This window comes from Nonomuraea glycinis (assembly GCF_014646515.1).
Classification (GTDB): Bacteria; Actinomycetota; Actinomycetes; order Streptosporangiales; family Streptosporangiaceae; genus Nonomuraea; species Nonomuraea glycinis.
The window spans coordinates 19,337-38,840 of the sequence record NZ_BMNK01000017.1; the positions used below are offsets into that span (position 1 = coordinate 19,337).

General features: G+C 71.5%; 17 protein-coding genes. 10 read left to right on the forward strand and 7 right to left on the reverse strand.

The features are described 5' to 3' along the window. Nucleotides 1–10: 10 nt before the first annotated feature. Genes IEY87_RS35395 through IEY87_RS35405 form a run of 3 tightly spaced genes read left to right on the forward strand, consistent with a single transcriptional unit; the run spans nucleotide 11 to nucleotide 3,818 of the window. On the forward strand, nucleotides 11–2,137 hold the full coding sequence (locus IEY87_RS35395; protein WP_189143196.1) for a DUF6421 family protein: 2,127 nt from the start codon (nucleotides 11–13) through the stop codon (nucleotides 2,135–2,137). Then, nucleotides 2,134–2,763, forward strand: coding sequence for an SDR family oxidoreductase (locus IEY87_RS35400; protein WP_189143197.1), 630 nt, complete (start codon nucleotides 2,134–2,136; stop codon nucleotides 2,761–2,763). Before IEY87_RS35395 ends, IEY87_RS35400 begins: the two co-directional genes overlap by 4 nt. Continuing rightward, nucleotides 2,760–3,818, forward strand: a complete 1,059-nt coding sequence (locus tag IEY87_RS35405) for a threonine aldolase family protein (RefSeq protein ID WP_189143198.1) — start codon at nucleotides 2,760–2,762, stop codon at nucleotides 3,816–3,818. The genes IEY87_RS35400 and IEY87_RS35405 overlap by 4 nt, the downstream gene beginning before the upstream one ends. Here IEY87_RS35405 and IEY87_RS35410 read toward each other — a convergent pair. Together IEY87_RS35410 and IEY87_RS35415 are read right to left on the reverse strand one after the other, a co-directional pair. Further along, nucleotides 3,806–5,251: a phytoene desaturase family protein gene (locus tag IEY87_RS35410; RefSeq protein WP_189143199.1), complete on the reverse strand. Its 1,446-nt coding sequence runs from the start codon at nucleotides 5,249–5,251 to the stop codon at nucleotides 3,806–3,808. The two genes, IEY87_RS35405 and IEY87_RS35410, sit on opposite strands and share 13 nt — an antisense overlap. Nucleotides 5,252–5,295: 44 nt before the next feature. After that, a complete protein-coding gene (locus IEY87_RS35415; protein WP_189143200.1) occupies nucleotides 5,296–5,922 on the reverse strand; it encodes a DUF305 domain-containing protein in 627 nt (208 codons plus the stop codon). A 121-nt stretch (nucleotides 5,923–6,043) separates the two neighbouring features. On the opposite strand from IEY87_RS35415, the gene IEY87_RS35420 reads away from it, so the two are divergent. Beyond that, nucleotides 6,044–6,748: a thioredoxin-like domain-containing protein gene (locus IEY87_RS35420; protein WP_189143201.1), complete on the forward strand. Its 705-nt coding sequence runs from the start codon at nucleotides 6,044–6,046 to the stop codon at nucleotides 6,746–6,748. Nucleotides 6,749–6,803: 55 nt separating this feature from the next. Next, complete coding sequence (locus IEY87_RS35425) at nucleotides 6,804–7,259, forward strand: SRPBCC family protein (protein ID WP_189143202.1); 456 nt, start codon at nucleotides 6,804–6,806, stop codon at nucleotides 7,257–7,259. Nucleotides 7,260–7,305: 46 nt separating this feature from the next. Here the strand turns inward: IEY87_RS35425 and ald are convergent, their stop codons facing one another. Continuing rightward, entirely contained in the window at nucleotides 7,306–8,421 is a 1,116-nt protein-coding gene (ald, locus tag IEY87_RS35430; RefSeq protein ID WP_189143203.1) for an alanine dehydrogenase, read from the reverse strand. A 161-nt stretch (nucleotides 8,422–8,582) separates the two neighbouring features. Between ald and IEY87_RS35435 the strand changes: the two genes are divergently transcribed. Then, entirely contained in the window at nucleotides 8,583–9,476 is an 894-nt protein-coding gene (locus IEY87_RS35435; RefSeq protein ID WP_189143204.1) for an excalibur calcium-binding domain-containing protein, read from the forward strand. Here IEY87_RS35435 and IEY87_RS35440 read toward each other — a convergent pair. The 3 genes from IEY87_RS35440 to IEY87_RS35450 are packed head-to-tail and all read right to left on the reverse strand — an operon-like array spanning nucleotide 9,473 to nucleotide 13,318. Beyond that, nucleotides 9,473–10,852 carry an NCS2 family permease gene (locus IEY87_RS35440; RefSeq protein WP_189143205.1) on the reverse strand — a complete coding sequence of 460 codons (1,380 nt, stop codon included), beginning with the start codon at nucleotides 10,850–10,852 and terminating at the stop codon, nucleotides 9,473–9,475. The two genes, IEY87_RS35435 and IEY87_RS35440, sit on opposite strands and share 4 nt — an antisense overlap. Nucleotides 10,853–10,911: 59 nt before the next feature. After that, a complete protein-coding gene (locus IEY87_RS35445) occupies nucleotides 10,912–11,145 on the reverse strand; it encodes an EF-hand domain-containing protein (protein WP_189143206.1) in 234 nt (77 codons plus the stop codon). Beyond that, complete coding sequence (locus tag IEY87_RS35450) at nucleotides 11,129–13,318, reverse strand: molybdopterin cofactor-binding domain-containing protein (RefSeq protein WP_189143207.1); 2,190 nt, start codon at nucleotides 13,316–13,318, stop codon at nucleotides 11,129–11,131. The genes IEY87_RS35445 and IEY87_RS35450 overlap by 17 nt, the downstream gene beginning before the upstream one ends. A gap of 108 nt (nucleotides 13,319–13,426) precedes the next feature. Between IEY87_RS35450 and IEY87_RS35455 the strand changes: the two genes are divergently transcribed. Continuing rightward, nucleotides 13,427–15,028 carry a PucR family transcriptional regulator gene (locus IEY87_RS35455; RefSeq protein WP_189143208.1) on the forward strand — a complete coding sequence of 534 codons (1,602 nt, stop codon included), beginning with the start codon at nucleotides 13,427–13,429 and terminating at the stop codon, nucleotides 15,026–15,028. Between the two features lie 291 nt (nucleotides 15,029–15,319). Here the strand turns inward: IEY87_RS35455 and IEY87_RS35460 are convergent, their stop codons facing one another. After that, entirely contained in the window at nucleotides 15,320–15,463 is a 144-nt protein-coding gene (locus tag IEY87_RS35460; RefSeq protein ID WP_189143400.1) for a hypothetical protein, read from the reverse strand. 63 nt (nucleotides 15,464–15,526) lie between these two features. On the opposite strand from IEY87_RS35460, the gene IEY87_RS35465 reads away from it, so the two are divergent. The 3 genes from IEY87_RS35465 to IEY87_RS35475 all read left to right on the forward strand — a co-directional run bounded on the left by IEY87_RS35465 (nucleotide 15,527) and on the right by IEY87_RS35475 (nucleotide 19,439). Next, complete coding sequence (locus tag IEY87_RS35465; protein WP_225277980.1) at nucleotides 15,527–16,810, forward strand: helix-turn-helix domain-containing protein; 1,284 nt, start codon at nucleotides 15,527–15,529, stop codon at nucleotides 16,808–16,810. Nucleotides 16,811–16,884: 74 nt separating this feature from the next. Next, entirely contained in the window at nucleotides 16,885–17,466 is a 582-nt protein-coding gene (locus tag IEY87_RS35470) for a copper resistance CopC family protein (protein WP_189143210.1), read from the forward strand. Further along, nucleotides 17,463–19,439, forward strand: a complete 1,977-nt coding sequence (locus IEY87_RS35475; protein ID WP_189143211.1) for a bifunctional copper resistance protein CopD/cytochrome c oxidase assembly protein — start codon at nucleotides 17,463–17,465, stop codon at nucleotides 19,437–19,439. The genes IEY87_RS35470 and IEY87_RS35475 overlap by 4 nt, the downstream gene beginning before the upstream one ends. Nucleotides 19,440–19,504: the final 65 nt, after the last annotated feature.

Here is a 19,504-nt window from a genome sequence, read left to right on the forward strand (position 1 = left end):
GAGATATTGCATGCACGCGTTCCCCAGAGTGCTGTTCGACGAGGCCCACAGCGAGTCGTGGACCATCCGGCGCGAGGTGGCCGAGGCCATCAGCCCCGCGCACCCCGACGACAACAGCTACGCGCGCGCCGCCGGGCTGCTGCGCCATCTCGGGCACACCGTGACGGCGCACACCGAAGGCCCGCTCGACGCGGGAACGCTCCAGGAACAGGACCTGCTCGTCATCGCGCACCCCTCCGGTGAGCGGTGGGAGCGCACCACCGGGCAGGGCAGCCCGGTCTTCGCCCCGGCCGAGCTGGACGCCGTCGAGGCGTTCGTCGCCGGCGGCGGCGGGCTGGTCGTGCTGGCCGAGGAGGAGCAGGACAAGTACGGCAACAACCTGGCCGACCTGCTGGCCCGCTTCGGCGTGAGCGTCGAGCACACCACCGTGCGCGACCCCCGGCACGCGCACCGGGGCGTCGCCACCTGGGTCCTCGCCGATCCCGCCACCTCGGACGGCCTGCTGGCGGGCGTCCGCACCGCCTGCTTCTACCGCAGCGGGGTGCTGACCGCGCGGGACTCCGCCACCGTCCTGTTCACCACCTCGCCGGACGCCGCCCCCGCGAGCGCGCCGCTGGCGGTCTCGCTCCGGTACGGCCAGGGGCGCGTGGTGGTGTTCGCCGATTCGGACCTGTTCGGCGACGACTCGATCGAGGACCACGACCATCTCCGGCTGTGGGGCAACGTGACCACCTGGGCCGCCAGGATGCCCGGCCGCAAGCCCGCCGTGGAACAGGCGGGCCCGGCGGCGGTGACCCAGGCGGGGGCAGACCTCAAGGCCGAGCCCTGGACCGCGCCGGTCACCGAGCCCAAGGCCGCGCTGTTCGGCGAGCTCAAGGCCATGGTCGAAGAGCTGCGGCCGATGCAGGCCAAGGACGGGTCGGTGCCCGAGGGCAAGGCGCGCGGTAAGGAGCTGGTCGCCGCGATCGCCGCCAAGGTGGGCGAGCTCTCGCTGTCCTTCCCCCAGGACGCCGCCTATCTCCAGGCCGTCCAGGACGACCTCGCCGCGTGGTCCCGGCAGGACCTCGGCGTCCCCGACTTCCTCGACTCGCTGAACCTCTTCCACCCCGACACCCAGCGCGTCGACGGCCTCGAACACCTCGTGCTCTTCCCGATGTACACCCAGAACGGCAACCCCGGCCGCAACCTGGAAGCCGTCTGGATCCGTACGATCTGGCCGGGCTGGCTGGCCGCGCTCGAGTCGGGCGGCTACGACAACCCGATGTTCGTGCCGATCGCGTTCGAGGACTTCACCTCCGGCTACGACACCCACTCGGCCGTGCTCTTCCCCGAGACGGTCGCGGTCCGCCAGACGCCCGAGCGCTTCACCTGGGGCGGCATCTTCGCCGACCGGGAGGCCGCGCGGTTCAGGCGGGTGTCCAAGGCCGCCACCGAGACGCTCAGGCTGGAGCTGCCGCCGGACGCGGCCAGGCTGCTGGAGTCCCAGCGGCTCGCCGAGGACACCTTCGTGCTCTGGGACCTGGTCCACGACCGTACGCACAGCCACGGCGACCTGCCGTTCGACCCGTTCATGATCAAGCAGCGGATGCCGTACTGGCTCTACTCCCTGGAGGAGCTGCGCTGCGACCTGACCGCGTTCGGCGAGGCGGTGAAGCTGGAGCGCGAGGGTGTGCCGTACGCCCGGTACGTGCAGCACGCGATCCTGTTCGACCGGCTGTTCAGGTTCCCGATCACCGGGGCCCGGGTGCGCAACTACGACGGGCTCGGCGGCCAGCTCCTGTTCGCCTACCTGCACCGCAACGACATCGTCAGGTGGACCGACAACCGGCTCTCGATCGACTGGGACCGGGTCGCCGACGGCGTGGCCGACCTGCGGGGCGAGGTGGAGAAGCTCTACCGCGACAGCATCGACCGCTCGAAGCTGGCGCACTGGCTGGCGGCGCACGAGCTGGTCGGCGCCTACGTGGAGCCGCACCCGGCCTCCGTCTGGGCTCGGGGCGTTCAGGCGCTGCCCGAGGAGCAGAAGGCCAAGGTGGACGCGGTGCTGCCGGACGAGTTCCCCCTGAGCATGTTCTACGAGGCGCTGCGCCGTAAGCTGACGGACGTGGTCGAATCGACGAAGGGGATCCGCGCGTGATCATCGTGGTGACGGGCGCGGGCGGCCCCACAGGCACGGCCGTGTCCGAATATTTCCGTAAAAACGGGCACACCGTGATCGGGGTGGGCCGAGACCAGGTCGACCTGCTCGACCGCGCCGCCGTGCAGGCGTTCGCCGGCCGGGTCGAGGCCGAGCACGGCCACGTCGACGGGGTGATCCACTTGGTCGGCGGCTGGCGCGGGTCCGCCACGTTCGCCGAGACCGACCTCGGCGACTGGGACGCCCTGCACGACCTGCTGATCCGCACCCTTCAGCACGTCTCGCTGGCCTTCGAGCCGCTGCTGCGCAAGACCGCCAACGGCCGCTTCGTGATCGTCTCGGCCCGGGCCGCCCAGCATCCGGAGGCCGGCGGCGCCGCCTACGCCGCCGCCAAGGCCGCCGCGGAGGCCTGGACGCTCTCCCTGGCCGACGCGCTCCAGGGCACCGGCAGCGCGGCGACCATCCTCGTCGTCAAGGCCCTGGTCAACGACGCCATGCGCGCCGCCAGACCGGACGCCCGCTTCCCCGGCTTCACCGACGTACGCGACCTCGCCGAGGCGATCGGCGGGCTCTACGACCGGCCCGCCGCGCAGGTCAACGCGACCCGATTGGACCTCACCACGTGACTCCCCGGCACGACCCCCGGCTCAAGGGCTTCGCCAGCGACAACTACGCCGGCGTGCACCCGGAGATCCTCCAGGCCATCGCCGAGGCCAACGGCGGCCACCAGATCTCCTACGGCGACGACGTCTACACCGAGGCCCTGCAGGACGTCTTCCGGCGCCACTTCGGCGACCAGGCGCGGGCCTGGCCGGTCTTCAACGGCACCGCCGCGAACGTCATCTCCCTGCGCGCCATGACCGCCCACTGGGAAGCGGTCATCTGTCCCGAGACCGCGCACATCAACACCGACGAGGGCGGCGCGCCCGAGGTGGCCGGCGGCATCAAGCTCCTGACCGTCCCCACCCCCGACGGCAAACTCACCCCCGAGCTCATCGACCGCCAGGCGTGGGGCTTCGGCGACGTGCACCGCGCCCAGCCGAAGGTCGTGTCCCTCTCCAACACCACCGAGCTCGGCACCGTCTACACCCCCGACGAGATCGCCGCGATCTGCGCGCACGCGCACGAGCGCGGCCTGCTCGTCCACCTCGACGGCTCCCGCCTCACCAACGCCGCCGCCGCCCTCGACGTGCCCCTGCGAGCGCTGACCACCGACGCGGGCGTGGACGTCCTCTCCTTCGGCGGCACGAAGATCGGCCTGCTGTACGGCGAAGCGGTCGTGGTGCTCAACCCGGAGGCGGCCGCCGGCATCGACTACATCCGCAAGACGTTCATGCAGTTGTCGTCCAAGATGCGGTTCGTGTCCGCGCAGTTCGAGGCGCTGCTCTCCGGTGACCTGTGGCTGCGCAACGCCCGGCAGGCCAACGCCATGGGCAGGCGGCTGGCCGAGGCCGTGCGCGACCTGCCCGGCGTCGAGGTGCCGCGCGCCGTCGAGGCCAACGCGGTCTTCGCCGTCCTGCCCGCCGACGTCACCCAGCGCCTGCAGAAGCGCTTCCGCTTCTACACCTGGAACGAGGCGACGGGCGAGGTCCGCTGGATGTGCGCCTGGGACACCACCGAGGCCGACGTGGACGCCTTCGCCGCCGCGGTGGCCGAGGAACTGGGCGTTCAGACTCCCTGACCGCGATCCGGGCGCCAGGCCGGCATCGAGCGCTTGAGTGCCAGGCGGGCGGCCTGGTGGCCGCCCATGCCGTGCACCCCGGGGCCCGGTGGGGTCGAGGCCGAGCAGAGGAAGACGCCCGGCAGCGGGGTGCGCCACGGGGCCGGTGACCAGACCGGTCGCTTCACGAACTGCCCCAGGCTGGCCAGCCCGCCGCCGATGTCGCCGCCCAGCAGGTTGGCGTTGGCCGCCTCCAGCGCGGCCGGTCCCATCACGTGCCGGGCCAGCACCCGCTCCCGGAACCCCGGCGCGAACCGTTCGATCTGCGCCTCGATCGCGCCCGTCATGTCCACCGCCGACCCGTTGGGGACATGGCAGTAGGCCCACAGCGTGTGCCCGCCCCGGCTCGGGTCGGCCGCGTACGGCTGCACCAGCAGCACGTACGGGCGCGGCGAGTGCCGTCCGGCGGCCGTCTCGGCCTCGCTGAGCGTGATCTCCTCCAGCGTGCCGCCCAGGTGCACGGTGCCCGCCTCCGCCACCGCCGGATCGCGCCACGGCACCGGCCCGTCGAGCGCCCAGTCCAGCTTGAACACCCCCGGCCCGCGCCGGAACCGGGCCAGCCGCCGCCGGTAGGGCGCGGGCAGCTCGGCCATCCGCAGGAACTGCTCCGGTGACACGTCGAGCACCACCGTCTCCGCGTCAAGCTCGGCCAGCCGGTGCACCCGGTGGCCGCTCACCGCCTGGCCGCCCAGCTTGCGCAGCAGGGCGACCAGGGCGTCGGCCAGCACCTGGGAACCGCCCTTGACCAGCGGCCAGCCCACCAGGTGGGCCAGCGCGCCGAGGGTCAGGCCGTACCCGCCGGTCAGCGGCGCGCGCAGGTCGAGCATCGAGTGCGCGGCCAAGCCCGCCAGCAGCGCGCGCCCCTCCAGGGTCCTGAACGCGTGCCGCCCGAGCGTCGTGGCGGGCAGCGCGGCGGGCACCCCGAACCGCGCGCCGGCGGCCAGCGTGGCGGGTCGCAACTGCCGCGCCCCCCACGGGCCCAGCGGCTTCAGCAGCAGGTCGGTGAGCGGGAACCCGGCCCGCGCCACCACCCCCGCCGTCGCCCGCCACACCGCCGCGTCCCGTCCCAGCCCTTCGCAGGTACGGCGTACGTCGCGGTGCACGAGCACGGCGGGGCGGTCGTCCAGCGGATGCGCGGCGGCCACCGGAGGATGGACGAACTCGACCCCCGCCAGATCCAGCTCCCGCATCGCAGGGGAGGCCAGGGCCATCGCCATCACGGTCGCGCCCAGGTCGTGCACCCGGCCGGGCAGCGTCAGCTCCGCCGAGCGAAGCCCGCCGCCGAACCGGTCGGCCGCCTCCAGCAGCAGCACCTCGCGCCCGGCCAGGGCGAGCGTCACGGCCGCCACGAGCCCGTTCGGCCCCGACCCCACCACGACCGCGTCCGCGCTCATCTGTATCCGCTCATCCGTCCGCGCTCATCCGTCCGGGGCCCATCTCAGGACGACAGGGAGGCGCCCCTGCGGGCGAGCAGGTCCGTCATGAGCACGATCTCGGCCTGCTGGCCGTCGACGATCTTGCGTGCCATCCTGACCACCTCCGTCCGGTCCGACAGCTTGAGCAGGCCCTCGGCCATCTCCACGCCGCCCTGGTGGTGGCGGATCATGAGCTGCAGGAACAGCACCTCGGCCTCGACGCCCGTCAGCTTCTCCAGCTCGGCCAGCTCCTGCGCGGAAGCCATGCCGGGCATGGTCTCCGCCGACGCGGACGCCGACACCTGGGTGTGGCCGTGGCCGCCGCTCATCCATCGCATCGGCCGCAGGTCCGTCGACTGGGTGAGCTCCCACTGCTCCAGCCAGCCCAGGAACATGCCCCGCTGGTTGGCCTGGGTGTTGATGATGTCGAAGGCGAGGTTCTTGATCTCCCCGGACTCGCTCTTGTCCCTGATCGTGAACGACATGGCGACGGCCTGCGCGTGGTGCGTGGCCATGTCGCGGGCGAACCCTGCCTCGGGCGAGGCGTCACCGGGCGCGCCCCGGCCACCGAACACGAGGAACAACGCGGCGGCGGCGACGACCAGGACGGCGAGGGCGACGTAGAGGGATCTTCCTGCGGGTTTCTCCATGGCGTGTAACAGCCTACCCAGCCCCTGGTCCAGTTGTGATCGCATGCTTATCTGGGCCTTATTCTCCGCATACGTCCCAGTGGCATAGGGTGACCCGAGTTGGTACGCCGATGGAGGAACGATGACGAAGGAGAAAGCGCAGGCGCGGCGCGAGCATCTGCAGAAGATGCGCGTCCAGCAGCAGCGCAAAGAGCGTCGCACCGCATTGCTGATGTGGGGGTCGGGCGGTCTCGTCGTCGTGCTGCTCGTCGGCCTGGTCGGCTACTACCTGATCGAGCAGTCACGGGTGTCCTCGCTCGACGGCGTGACCAGCGTCGCCTACGACGGCGGGAAGCACGTGGCCAGCACGGTCGCCTACAAGGAGACCCCGCCGGTCGGTGGCGAGCACAACGGCTACTGGCAGGCCTGCGCCGTCTACGACAAGCCGATCCACAACGAGCACGGCGTCCACTCCCTGGAGCACGGTGCCCTCTGGATCACCTACCGCCCTGACCTGCCCCAGGCCCAGGTGGACAAGCTCAAGGAAGTGGCGGGCTCGACGGGTCAGCAGGAGTACATGCTGGTCAGCCCGTTCCCCAATCTGCCCTCGCCGATCGTGGCCTCGTCCTGGGGACACCAGCTCAAGCTGGACAACCCTGACGACCCGAAGCTGACCGCGTTCATCAAGCGCTACCAGAACGGCAAGGACACCCCTGAGCCCGGCGCCGTGTGCGGCGGCCCGCAGGCCATCACCACCACCGCCGACGAGGCCCCGCTCCCGCAGCCGGAGCAGCCCCAGCAGACCCAGGCCCCGGCCAGCCCGATGCCGTCGCAGTCGCAGAAGTAAGGCGCAGGTCCCCTGGGCGTGGAGAGACCGCCCAGGGGATCGTACGCTCAGGGCCGTGACACGCTTCGAGGTCATCACCCACATCCTCGCGCCCCCTGAGCGGATCTTCGCGGAGTCGCTGTCGGTGGAGGCGCACACCGCCTCCATGAGCGCCTCAGGTGAGCGGGCCGTGGCCGGAATCACGTCCGGCCGGCTCGCCCTGGGCGACCAGGTCACCTGGCGGGCCCGGCACTTCGCCGTCACCTGGCACCTGACCTCGGCCATCACCGCGTGCGACCCGCCCGTGTCGTTCGTCGACGAGCAGGTGGCGGGGCCCTTCCGGCACTGGTGGCACGAGCACCGCTTCGAGGCCGACGGCGACGGCGGCACCCTCATGCGGGACGTGATCGACTTCGCCGCCCCCGCCGGACCGCTGGGGCGGATCGCCGAGGCGCTGGTGCTGCGCCGGCACATGACCCGGCTGATCCTGCGGCGTAACCACCACCTCAAGACGGTCACCGAGCGACGGTGACGAGGGTCAGGGCGGGGCCGACCCCATCCTTTTCAGGCACCCCGGCTCAGTCGAGCACCTCTTCGGCCGGTACCCAGTCCAGGCCGTGCGCCTGGGCCACCGGTTCGCTGGTGAGGCGGCCCTCGTGGGTGCTCAGGCCGAGGGCCAGGGCCTTATCGCGGCGCATCGCCGCCGCCCAGCCGTGGTCCGCGATCGCCAGCGCGTACGGGAGCGTGACGTTGGTGAGCGCGAAGGTGGAGGTGTGCGGGACCGCGCCCGGCATGTTGGCCACGCAGTAGAAGATCGAGTCGTGTACCGGGTAGATCGGCTCGGCGTGCGTGGTGGGGCGGGAGTTCGCGAAGCAGCCGCCCTGGTCGATGGAGATGTCCACCAGCACCGAGCCGGGCTTCATCCGGCTGACCAGCTCGTCGGTCACCAGCCTGGGCGCCTTGGCGCCGGGGATCAGGACCGCCCCGATGACGAGGTCGGCCTCCAGGACGGCCCGTTCGATCTCCAGGATGTTGGAGGCGACTGTCTGGCAGTGGCCCTGATAGATCAGGTCCGCCTGCCGGAGCTTGTCGATGTTGGTGTCCAGCAGGAGCACCTCGGCCTGCATGCCGAGCGCGATGGCGGCCGCGTTCATGCCGGAGACGCCCGCGCCGATCACCACCACCTTGGCCGCGTACACGCCGGAGACGCCGCCCATCAGGACGCCCCTGCCGCCTTGGGAACTCATCAGGTGATAGGCGCCGACCTGGGGCGCCAGCCGGCCCGCGACCTCGGACATGGGCGCGAGCAGGGGGAGGCGGCCGTCGGACGTCTGCACGGTCTCGTAGGCGACGCCGGTGACCCCCGAGTCCAGCATCGCCCGCGTGCACGCCGGCGAGGCGGCCAGGTGCAGGTAGGTGAAGAGCACCTGCCCCTTGCGCATCCGGTGGTACTCCTCGGCGACCGGCTCCTTGACCTTGAGGATCAGGTCGCACCCGGCCCAGACCGCGTCCGCGTCAGGCAGGATGGCCGCGCCCGCCGACTGGAAGTCGGCGTCCGGAACGGCGGAGCCGAGACCCGCCTCCCGCTCGACGAAGACCTGGTGGCCGTGGCGTACCAGCTCGTGGGCGCCCGCCGGGGTGAGCGCCACCCGATGCTCGGTGTTCTTGACCTCGCGGGGAACTCCGACCTTCATGGGTCCCACCCCGTTTCCGCTGAACTGTGGGAATGTCGTAGTTCTTTCTCCATTCTCCCCCTTCTGCAGGAAGGCGAGATTCGTTCACTGGATTACCCGGCTTCCGACGGTCCTCGATAAGCTCACCGGCAGCCCGAAACGTCAGGATGGGGACGTCATCGATGGACAAGCCGGAAGAGCCGCCACCCGCGGATCCGGGGCATCCGCAGGCGAGCAGGCTCACCACCATCGTGCTGATCGTCTCGCTCGTCCTGGTGGTGCTGGTCGCGGGCGTGCTCGGCACCATCGCCGTCCTGATGACCAAGAGCCCCGACTCCCCGCTGCTCGGCGGCGCACCGCCCCGGCGGCTGGCCACGCCGATCCACTTCGCTCCTGTACGGGAGACGAAGCCGGCGCCGTGCCCCAATGAGGAGGCCGCGCTCGACGAGACCCAGGCCACCTGCTACCTGCTGGAGGACGGCGTCACGGTCAACGCCGTGCAGCAGATCGAGGCGGTGCGGGAGAAGGACGGCACCCACTCGGTCCGCATCGCGGTCGCGCCGGCGTACAAGCAGAGGCTGGTGGACCTCATCGACGAGCAGGTGCCCGAGCAGCGGCAGATCGCGGTCGTGCTGGTGCCGAGGACGGTCGTGGCCGCGCCCGTCGTCACCCAGAGCATGGACGGCGACAGCCTGAGCATCGTCGGGTTCGCCAAGGCGGACGCCGAGGCGCTGGTCACCCGACTGCTCGGCGCCGAAGGCAGCCCCACCGGCAGCCCGACGGACCCCGCCGGCAGCCCGACGGACCCTGCCGGGCAGCCGACGGACCCCGACGGGCAGCCCACAACTCCCGCGGGTCGGCCCACGGGAGGCACGCCCACGGTTACGGGCACGCCGGGCGACACGACCGGAAACCCGACCGGCGGGGACGCGGCGCTCAACCCCAAGTACGACACCTGCCAGCAGGCCAAGGCGGCCGGATACGGCCCCTACACCAAGGGCCTGCACCCGGAGTACGCGTGGTACCCCGACCTCGACAACAACGGCGTGGCCTGCAACAGCGCGGACCTGCGCTAGACGAGCAGCTCCTCCAGCGCGTTGATCCCGAAGTAGGCCAGGAAGAGCAGCGAGACCGCCCAGAGCAGCCACGGGATCTCGGCGAACCTCCCCCGCGCCGCCTTGATGAGCGTGTAGGCGATCACCCCGGCGCCCACCCCGTTCGTGATCGAGTACGTGAACGGCATCAGCGAGATCGTCAGGAACGCGGGTATGGCGATATCCAGGTCCTGCCACGGCACGTTCTTGCTCTGCATCATCATCAGCGCCCCCACCAGCACCAGCGCGGGCGCGGCCGCGGCGGCGGGCACCACCGCGGCCAGCGGCGTGAACAGCAGCGTCAGCCCGAACAGCGCCCCGGTGAACAGGCTGGCCAGCCCGGTCCGCGCCCCCTCGCCGACCCCCGCCGCGGACTCGACGAAGACCGTGCCGGCCGACGCGCTCACCACCCCGCCGATCACCCCGCCGACGCCGTCCACGGTGAGGATCCGGCCCAGCCGCGGCACCCGGCCGCGCTCGTCCACCAGCCCGGCCTCGTCGCTGACGCCGATGATCGTGCCCATCGCGTCGAAGAACCCGGACAGCACCAGGGTGAACAGCACCACGGTCGCGGTCAGCGCGCCCGCGCGGGCGAAGCCGCCGAACAGGTCGAACTGGCCCACCAGCCCGAAGTCCGGCGCCGACACCAGCGCCTCGGGGACCCGGGGCGTCACCACCCCCCACGCTCCCGGCTCGATGGTGGCCAGCTCGTTCACCACGATGGCCAGGACCGCCGTCACCACGATGCTGATCAGGATGGCCGCCGGCGTCCCGCGGACGAACAGCGCGATCATCAGCAGCAGCCCGAAACAGAACACCGCGACCGGCCAGCCCGACAGTCGCCCGGTCGCGCCGAGCTGCACGGGCGTGCCGCTGCCGCGCGTCACGAACCCGGCGTCCACCAGGCCGATGAGCGCGATGAACAGCCCGATGCCGACGCTGATGGCGTGCTTGAGCGCCAGCGGGATGGCATTCATGATCAGTGTGCGCAGCCCCGTCACCGCGAGCACGATGATGATCAGCCCTTCGAGCACGACCAGCCCCATCGCTTGCGGCCAGGTCATGAACGGCGCGGCCTGGTAGGCCACCACCGCGTTCAGCCCGAGGCCGGCGGCCAGCGCCAGCGGCGCGTTGCCGATCACGGCCATGAGCAGTGTGGAGATCGCTGCCGCCAGCGCGGTCGACGTGGTGAGCTGCGCGATCGTCAGCTTCGCGCCGGTGACGTCCTGCGCGCCGCCCAGAATGATGGGATTGAGCAGGATGATGTACGCCATCGCCATGAAGGTGGTGATGCCGCCCCGCACCTCACGGCCGACGGTCGTCCCCCGCCCGGACAGCTCGAAGAACCTGTCGAGCACCGCCAGCCCCCTCCACGATCAAGGGGGAGTGCGGGTTGCCTACCCGGCGGGGGACGTGATCACGCCTGCTCGTGCCGCCCGCCGCCGACCAGCGCGGCGAACTCCTCCAGCCCGATCCGCCCGTCGCCGTCGCTGTCCGCGCCCGCGATGAACGCCTCGATCTCCGACTCGGAGGCGCCGAGCCCGCCCAGCGCCTGGTTGGCCTGCCTGATCTCGGCGGCCGTCAGCAGGCCGTCACCATCGGTGTCGAACCGCTCGAACTCCACTTTCGCAACTTCACGCGCATCTGCCATGAGATCCCTCCCCGTTATGAACCAAGGCGATATCCTCGGGTCTGATCGGAACCCGAGTCAACCGCAGCCCGGTCGCCGCCCGCACGGCGGCCGCGATGGCGGGGGTGGACGACAGCGTCGGCGGCTCGCCCGCGCCGCGCAGTCCGTACGGCGCCGCCGGGTCCGGATTCTCCAGGATCTTCAGTGTCATCGGCGGCATGTCGAGGATGGTGGGGATCAGGTAGTCGGTGAAGGACGGGTTCAGCACCACGCCGTCGCGCACCTGGATCTCCTCCATCAGCGCCAGCCCCAGGCCCTGCGCCGATCCGCCGTGGATCTGCCCCTCCAGCGCCTGCGGGTTGAGCACCCGGCCCACGTCCTGCACCGCCGCCAGCTCCACCACCTTCACCAGGCCCAGCTCCACGTCCACGTCCACCACCGCCCGGTGCACGCACAGCGCGAGCTGGGTGTGCGAGTCCCCCTGCCCGGTCTCGGGGTGCAGCGGATAGGTGGGCCGGTGCCGGTACTCGCGCGTCTCCTCGATCGGGCCGAACTTCTCCAGCGCCTCCCGGGCCGGCAGCCCGCTGAAGCGCTCCCGTACGGCCTCGCAGGCGGCCTTCACCGCGCCACCGGTGACGTACGACTGCCGCGAGGCGGAGGACGAGCCCGCCGAGCCGACCGAGGTGTCGGCGGTCGCCACGGTCACCTGCTCGACGCCCAGCTCGGTCCGGGCGATCTGCGCCTGGATCGTCACCAGCCCCTGCCCCACCTCGGCCGCCGCCGTGTGCACCGTGACGTGCGGCTCGCCGCCGACCAGCTCGGCCCGTACCCGGGCGGTGGAGTAGTCGTCGAAGCCTTCGGAGAAGCAGATGTTCTTGATCCCGACGCCGTAGCCGACGCCCCGCCGCACCTGCTCGCCATGGGTGGTCTGCGAGACGCCGCCGGGCAGCGCGCGCAGGTCCTGCCCGGCGGGGGCCGGCAGGGGGAAGCTCTCCAGGTCGCGCAGCATGTCCGCGAGCGGCGCCGGTGAGTCGATCACCTGGCCGGTGATGAGCGCGGAGCCCTGGGAGACCGCGTTGCGCACCCGGACCTCCACCGGCGACAGGCCGCACGCCTCGGCCAGCCGGTCCATCTGCGACTCGTAGGCGTAACAGGCCTGCACCGCGCCGAAGCCGCGCATCGCGCCGCAGGGCGGGTTGTTGGTGTAGACGCCGGTCGCGTCCACCCGGACGTTCGGCACCTCGTACGGTCCCGCGCCGAGCGAGGCGGCGTTGCCGACGACCGCGGGGGAGGAGGAGCAGTAGGCGCCGCCGTCGAGCAGGATGTCGGCCTTGACGTAGACGAGTCTGCCGTCGCGGGTGGCGCCGTGCTCGTAGCGCATCCGGGCCGGGTGGCGGTGCACATGGCCGAAGAACGACTCCTCGCGGCCGTAGGAGATCTTCACCGGGCGGTTCAGGCGCAGCGCCAGCATGCAGGCGTGCACCTGCATCGACAGGTCCTCCCGGGCGCCGAACGCGCCGCCGACGCCGGACAGGGTCAGCCGCACCTTGTCCGGCGGCAGGCCCAGGCAGGGGGCGAGCTGGTCGCGGTCCACGTGCAGCCACTGGGTGGCGATGTAGAGGTCGACGCCGCCGTCCTCGGCGGGGACCGCCAGGCCGGACTCCGGGCCGAGGAAGGCCTGGTCCTGCATGCCGACTTCGTACTCGCCGGTGACCACGACGTCGGCCTCGAAGGTGTCGCCCTTGCGCACCGGCTGATATCTGACGAAATTTCGGGACTCGCGGGGGTCTGTCACGGCTGCGCGGGGCTCGTACCGCACCACGATCGCCGCCGCCGCCCTGCGCGCCGTCTCCGGATGGTCGGCCGCCACCAGAGCCACCGGCTCTCCCTGGTAACGCACCTGGTCGATGGCGAGCACCGGCTGATCCTTCACGTCCAGCCCGTAGAACTTCTCGCCCGGCACGTCCTCGTGCGTCAGCACGGCGCGCACCCCGGGGATCGCCAGCGCCGGGCCCACATCGACGCCGCGGATCCAGGCCGAGGCGTGCGGGCTGCGCAGCGTCGCGCCCCAGACCATGCCCTCCAGCCACAGATCCGAGGCGTACGCGAACTCGCCGGTGACCTTCAGCACCGCGTCCGGCCGCTGCGCGCTGACGCCGACCCCCTGCCGCGCCTGACTCGCCGTCTCCGTCATCCTTCGAGTAGACATCCTCCGAGTAGAGCACCGCCGCCCGCCACCCGGAATGCGCGCGGCGTGAAATCGGGGTAAGGGGTTGACCGGCCGACTTGTATATTCCTCCAAGTGCGGATAAGTGACCTTTTGGCCATCGAGGAACTGCGCCTCAGCCTGCTCGCCGGCGACCCCGGCCGCACGTTCGGCACCGTGCACATCACGGACCTGCCGGAACCGGGCCGCTACCTGTCGGGCGGCGAGCTGGTGCTGACCGGGCTGATGTGGCGGCACTCGCCCGCCGACTCCGCGCGCTTCGTGGCCGCCCTGGCGCAGGCCGGGGTGGCGGCGCTCGGCGCCGGCCAGGCCCACCTCGGGCACGTGCCCGAGGACCTGGTCCGTGCCTGCGAGCAGGCCGGACTGCCGCTGCTGGAAGTGCCCACCGAAACCTCCTTCGCCGCCCTGACCGAGCTGGTGACGCCGCGCCTGTCGGGCGACGCCCGCGACGCGCTCGGCCGCCACCGCCGCCTGCTCGCCGCCGTCGCCGACGGCGGCCTGCCCGAGCTGTTCGCGCTGACCGCCGCGGAGCTCGGCGTCACGGGCGCGGTGGTCTCCGCCGTCGGCCAGGTGATCATCGGCTCCCCAGAGGATCCGGTACGGCTGGCGCGGGCCTACCTGACCGCGCCCCGGCTGCCCTGCCTGGCCGGGGGACAGACCGTGTTCGGCGTCGGCCGTGGCCACCGTGCGGCGGGCTGGGCCCTGGCCTGCGACGGCGACCTGCTCGACCGCCCCGACCTCGGCTACGAGCTCGCGGCCTGCGTCGAGCTGGAACGCGGCCGGATGGAGGAAGGACGACGGGTCGAGCGCCGCCTCATCGCCCGCCTCGTCCAGGGCGCTACGTCCGGCGCCGACCCGGCCGAGCTCAGCGCCCGCCTGCGCACCTGCGGCCTCACCGACACCGAGCCGTACACCATCGTCACCGCTGGCACGGACCCCAGCGCCGACCCCCGCCCGGGTGCGCGGAGCGGGGCCGGCAAGGGCGTCGGGGGCGGAGGGGCCGGCAAGGGCGTCGGGGGCGGAGGGGGCGCGGTCGTGGGCGGGCGGCGGGGGGAGGGGGACCTGCTGGACGGGTGGATTCTGGAGGAGTTGCTCGGGCGGGAGGTGGTCGCCGCGGCGGGCGGCGATGGGGTGGGCGGTGACGGGGTGGGCGGTGACGGGGCGGTGGCGGTGGTGCCGTTGCGTGGAGGGACCGTGGCGGAGCTGGCCGGGCGGTTGCGCGCGGGGGCCGAGGTGCTCGGCGCGCTGCCGGGGATGCGCGCGAGCGTGGGGATGAGCGGCGCGCTGATCGGGGCGGCCGCGCTCAAGGGGGGCATCGACGAGGCCGGGCACGCGGTGCGGCTGGCCCGGGCCCGGTCGGGCGGGGTGGCGACGAGCGACGAAATCTACACCCACGCGCTGCTGCTGGCCACCGTCCCCGGTGACGTGCGCGCCTCGTTCGCGGACCGCCTGCTGGGGCCGCTGCGCGCCTACGACGCCCGACACCAGTCAGAGCTCGTACGCACCCTCGGCACCTTCCTCGACTGCGCCGGGTCCTGGAACGCCTGCGCCGAGCGGATGCACGTGCACGTCAACACGGTTCGTTACCGGGTCAAACGGGTGGAGGAGCTCACCGGCAAGGATCTGTCCACGATGGCGGACCGGGTGGACTTCTTCCTGGCGCTCAAGGCCGGCTGACCGCTCAGGAGGGGGCGTGGGGAGCCGAGGTCGATCACCGCGCCGCCTGCGGCGGACACGGGGCCGAGAAGGCCGAGGTCGTCAGCCGTACGACTCCCCACACGAAAGCAGACCGTCCGGGCTACGGCAGCGTAGGCCGGATCATCCTGGAACAGCGAGAACCGCTGCGCAGCGAGGTCTGGCGGAGAGCATATGGTCGTTATAGAGAAGAAATGTTAACGTCAAATCTCAGGTGAACACCGTGTAGCTCGTCGGCTGGGACGGCTGAGGCGCCACTGCCCAGGTCATGGCTCAGCAGCACAGCTCGTCGACCATGGCGGCCATGGGGGCCGAGGGGGCAGACGTTGTGGCGGTTGCGGCCGTACTATGGCTGCCGACGGCCACGAGGGCCGCGAGCAAGGCAACGAGTGCGGACAGGGTAAGGCGCGTACGCATGAGGATCTCCCTCGACGATCTGCGGGTTTTGCTCGGAACTTATCATCTCAGGGAGTGGCGACCGTGACCACATCTGACCTAGTCGGACTCCGTATCAAGACGGTGAGGCGGCAGCGTGGTCTGTCTCAGGCCCAGCTCGCGCATCCCGAGTTGTCTGACAGCTATGTCTCCTTGATCGAGAGTGGCAAGCGTACCCCCACTCCTGCTGTTCTGGAGTTGCTGGCCCAGAAACTCGACTGCTCGCTCTCATACCTCATCAACGGCGTCACCGCCGAGCAGATGGAGGACATCGAGCTCTCACTTGGTTACGCCAGGCTGGCGCTGGAGAACGGTGAAGTCCAGGAGGCTCGCTCCCGCTTCGCCGAGCTGCTTGCGGACAACAACCTGACAGGTCTCGCGTCGCTACGTCAAGACACCGAATTCGGCCTGGCCCTTGCCACGGAGGCGTGCGGCGACCGCGACGGCGCGATCGAGATCCTGCACCATCTGCAGAGCGAGGAGCTGCCCACGGACCGTCGGATCGAGGTCGCCATCGCGCTGTGCCGGGTCTACCGCCAGAGCAACCGGCTGACCGAGGCGGTCGAGATCGGCGAGCGCGTCCTGGGCGCCTCGGCCCGGCCCAGCTGGTCCGACCTGCTGGTCGAGCTGGGCGCGACCCTGCTGGCCGCCTACCTCGTGCGCGGCGATCACCTGCGCGCCAGGCAGTTCGCCGCCGAGCTGCTCAACGCGGCCGAGGCGCTCGGCACCCCCCGGGCCATGGCCGCCGCCAACTGGAACGCCGCCTACACCGCCGAGCACACCGGCCACCGCGAGGAGGCCCTGGTCTTCACCGAGCGCGCCCTGGCGCTGATGGGTGAGACCGAGCAGCCGCGCCTGCTGGCCAAGATGCGGGTCGCGCACGCGCAGCTCAAGCGGCGCGTGCAGCCGCAGGAGGCGGCCAAGCTGGCCCAGCAGCTCAAGCGCGCCATCAGCGAGCAGGAGCAGAGCTCCACCAGCGTGATAGACCGGGCGCGGGCGCTGACCGAGCTGGCCAGCGTCGAGTTCATGACCGGCGAGATCGACAAGGCGATCGAGCACGGGCACGCCGCCGACGAGCTGCTGTCGGCCTCGGGCATGAACCAGGTGCCGGAGACGCAGCTGCTGCTGGGGCGGGCGCACAGCGTGCGCGGCGACGTCGCCAAGGCCGGGCGGCACCTGGAGCGGATCCGTGAGGCGCTGACGCCGCTGCCCTCCTCCTACCAGTCCGCGGGCTCGTGGCTCGCCACGGCCGAGACGCTGGAGCACATGGGCGACGCCGACGGCGCGGTCGAGGCCTATGAGCGCGCACTGGCCTGTGCCGGACTGTAGGGAGCGGATCGCGGAGGGCGAATTGTAGCGGTCGAGTCCGGACCGGGCGGACGCGTCGGTAGCCTTGGGGTGCCATGAAGAAATCCCCGTTCGCGGCCGCCGCCGCGATTCTCGCTGCCCTGTTCGTGCTCGCCACCGCCGCGCCCGCTCTGGCCCACGACGCGCTCAAGAGCAGTGACCCGGCGAAGGACGCCACGGTCAAGACTCTCGACGAGGTCACGCTGGAGTTCACCGGCAGTGTGCGGATGCCGTTCGTCATCGTGCGCGGTGCCGGTGAGGCCCAGTTCCAGGCCGGTAAGCCGGACCTGGACGGGCCGGTGGTGACGCAGAAGCTCAAGGGCGAGCTGTCCGACGGAAAGTATGTGATCGCTTACCGGGTGGTCTCCTCCGACGGGCACCCGATCGAGGGCGAGATCCCCTTCACGGTGAAGGGCGCCACGCCGTCGCAGTCGCCGACGGCGGCGAGCCCCGAAGCCACCGAGTCCGCCGCCCCGGCCGCTTCTCCCGAAGCGTCACCGGCCCAGGCGCCGGCCGAGCCGGTGGCGGCCGAGAACGAGGCCACGACCTCGTTCCCGATCTGGCTGCTGGTCGTCGTCGGCGCGCTCGTCGGCATCGGCGTCGGGTTCCTGCTCAGCGCGCGGAAGAAGAAGCCATGACCAGAGCCGCCCGGCTCGGGCTGGCGTCGGTCGTCGCGGCGGTCGCCGGCCTGGTGATCGCCATGATCGCCGGCGGCGCGGCCTTCCCCCGGATCATCCTGGGCGTGCCCTCCTCCGGCGTGGTCACGCGCTGGGGGCTGCCGATCTCCAAGCTGTTCCTGGACGTGGCCGGTCTGACCACCGTCGGCCTGCTGCTGGCGGCCACGCTCCTGTTGCCCAACGACAAGGGCATGCTCGGCAAGACCGCGCTCGGCTATGTCCGGGCCGCCTCGTGGGCGGCGCTGGCCTGGGCCGGGGCGGCCTTCCTCACCATGGTGTTCAGCGTCTCCGACGTCTGGGCCAGGTCGGTGCCGGAGATCCTCAACCGCAGCTTCCTGGTCGGCTACGCCACCCAGGAGAGCCCCGGCATCGCGCTCACCCTCGTGCTGCTGTTCGGCGTGTCGATCGCGCTGTTCTCGCGGGGCGCCATCACCGCCGGAGCCTCGGGCGCGCTGCTGCTGTTCGCGCTGGCCGCGCTGCTGCCGCCGGCGCTCACCGGGCACTCGGCGTCCTCGCCCAACCACGGCCTGGCCACCACCGGTCTGGCGCTGCACCTGCTCACGCTGGCATTGTGGGTCGGCGGGCTGGCGGTGCTCGCGCTGCACGCCCTGCTGAAGAAGCCGCAGCTCGACGTGGCGGCCGACCGCTTCTCCCGGATGGCCCTGTGGTGTTATGCCGGGGTCGGCGTGTCCGGGCTGGCGAGTGTGGTGGCCCGGCTGGCCGACGTGTCCGACCTGTGGACGTCCAGCTACGGCGTGCTGATCGTGATCAAGATCGTGGCCTTCGTGCTGCTCGGCTACGTGGGCTGGTGGCACCGGCAGCGCACGCTGGTGGAGCTCACCGCGGGCAGGCCGCGCGCGTTCGCCCGGCTGGCCGGCGGCGAGCTGCTGTTCATGCTCGCCACCGTCGGCCTGGCCGTGGCGCTGGCGCGCACGCCCCCGCCGCCCGTCAGCCTGCCCGCCGGACGAGCCTTCGACCTGCTCGGCTACCCGGTCCCGCCGCCCATCTCGCTGGCGAACATCGCCTCCCTGTGGTGGTTCGACCTGTTCTTCGCGATCGTGGCCGCCGTGCTCGCCGGCCTGTACGGCGCGGGCGTCATCAGGCTCGCGCGGCGCGGCGACTCGTGGCCCAAGGGCCGCACCGTGTCCTGGTTCATCGGCGTGCTGATCCTGGTCATCGCCACGCAGAGCGGCCTGGCCCGCTACGCCAAGGTCATGTTCGACGTGCACATGATCGAGCACATGACGCTCGCCATGATCGTGCCGATCTTCCTGGTCCTCGGCGGGCCCGTCACCCTCGCCCTGCGCGCGCTCAAGCCCGCCGCCAAGCGCGGCGACCGGGGGCCGCGCGAGTGGCTGACGGCGATCCTGCACAGCAGGTTCGTCAAGATCGCCGGGCATCCGGCCATCGCCACCGCGATCTTCATCGCCTCCACCTACGCGCTCTACTTCACGCCGCTGTTCGAGTCCGCGATGCAGGAGCATCTCGGGCACATCATCATGACCCTGCACTTCCTGCTGAGCGGCTGCCTGTTCTTCTGGGTGGTCATCGGCATCGACCCGGGCCCCTACCGCCTGCCGCACGTCGGCAGGCTGCTGCTGCTGTTCGTCACCATGCCGTTCCACGCCTTCTTCGGCATCGCGCTGATGATGACCGGCTCGGTCATCGCCTCCGGCTGGTACGAGCAGCTCGACCGTACCTGGGGCGAGTCGTTGCTGCGTGAGCAGCAGAACGGCGGCGCCATCGCCTGGGGCTTCGGCGAGATCCCCACCCTGATCGTGCTGCTGGCCATCGCCGCGCAGTGGTACCAGAGCGAGGAGCGCACGGCCCGGCGCAGCGACCGTAAGGCCGACCGCTCCCCGGGCGGCGACCCGGAGCTCAACTCCTACAACGACTACCTGGCCCGCCTCAACCGCGCGGACAAGGGCGAATGACGTAGGCGTTAGCGACCTGGGTCCACCTCCGGTGGCCGCGAGGCCAGGATCGATGGACCTGGGTC

Bases quoted from the DNA above. Each gene is read 5' to 3' on its own strand.
- IEY87_RS35460 (WP_189143400.1), bottom strand. From the start codon at position 15,463: ATGCGTACGCGCCTTACCCTGTCCGCACTCGTTGCCTTGCTCGCGGCC.
- IEY87_RS35420 (WP_189143201.1), top strand. From the start codon at position 6,044: ATGACGAAGGAGAAAGCGCAGGCGCGGCGCGAGCATCTGCAGAAGATG.
- IEY87_RS35450 (WP_189143207.1), bottom strand. From the start codon at position 13,318: ATGACGGAGACGGCGAGTCAGGCGCGGCAGGGGGTCGGCGTCAGCGCG.
- IEY87_RS35415 (WP_189143200.1), bottom strand. From the start codon at position 5,922: ATGGAGAAACCCGCAGGAAGATCCCTCTACGTCGCCCTCGCCGTCCTG.
- ald (WP_189143203.1), bottom strand. From the start codon at position 8,421: ATGAAGGTCGGAGTTCCCCGCGAGGTCAAGAACACCGAGCATCGGGTG.
- IEY87_RS35445 (WP_189143206.1), bottom strand. From the start codon at position 11,145: ATGGCAGATGCGCGTGAAGTTGCGAAAGTGGAGTTCGAGCGGTTCGAC.
- IEY87_RS35475 (WP_189143211.1), top strand. From the start codon at position 17,463: ATGACCAGAGCCGCCCGGCTCGGGCTGGCGTCGGTCGTCGCGGCGGTC.
- IEY87_RS35435 (WP_189143204.1), top strand. From the start codon at position 8,583: ATGGACAAGCCGGAAGAGCCGCCACCCGCGGATCCGGGGCATCCGCAG.
- IEY87_RS35395 (WP_189143196.1), top strand. From the start codon at position 11: ATGCACGCGTTCCCCAGAGTGCTGTTCGACGAGGCCCACAGCGAGTCG.
- IEY87_RS35410 (WP_189143199.1), bottom strand. From the start codon at position 5,251: ATGAGCGCGGACGCGGTCGTGGTGGGGTCGGGGCCGAACGGGCTCGTG.
- IEY87_RS35470 (WP_189143210.1), top strand. From the start codon at position 16,885: ATGAAGAAATCCCCGTTCGCGGCCGCCGCCGCGATTCTCGCTGCCCTG.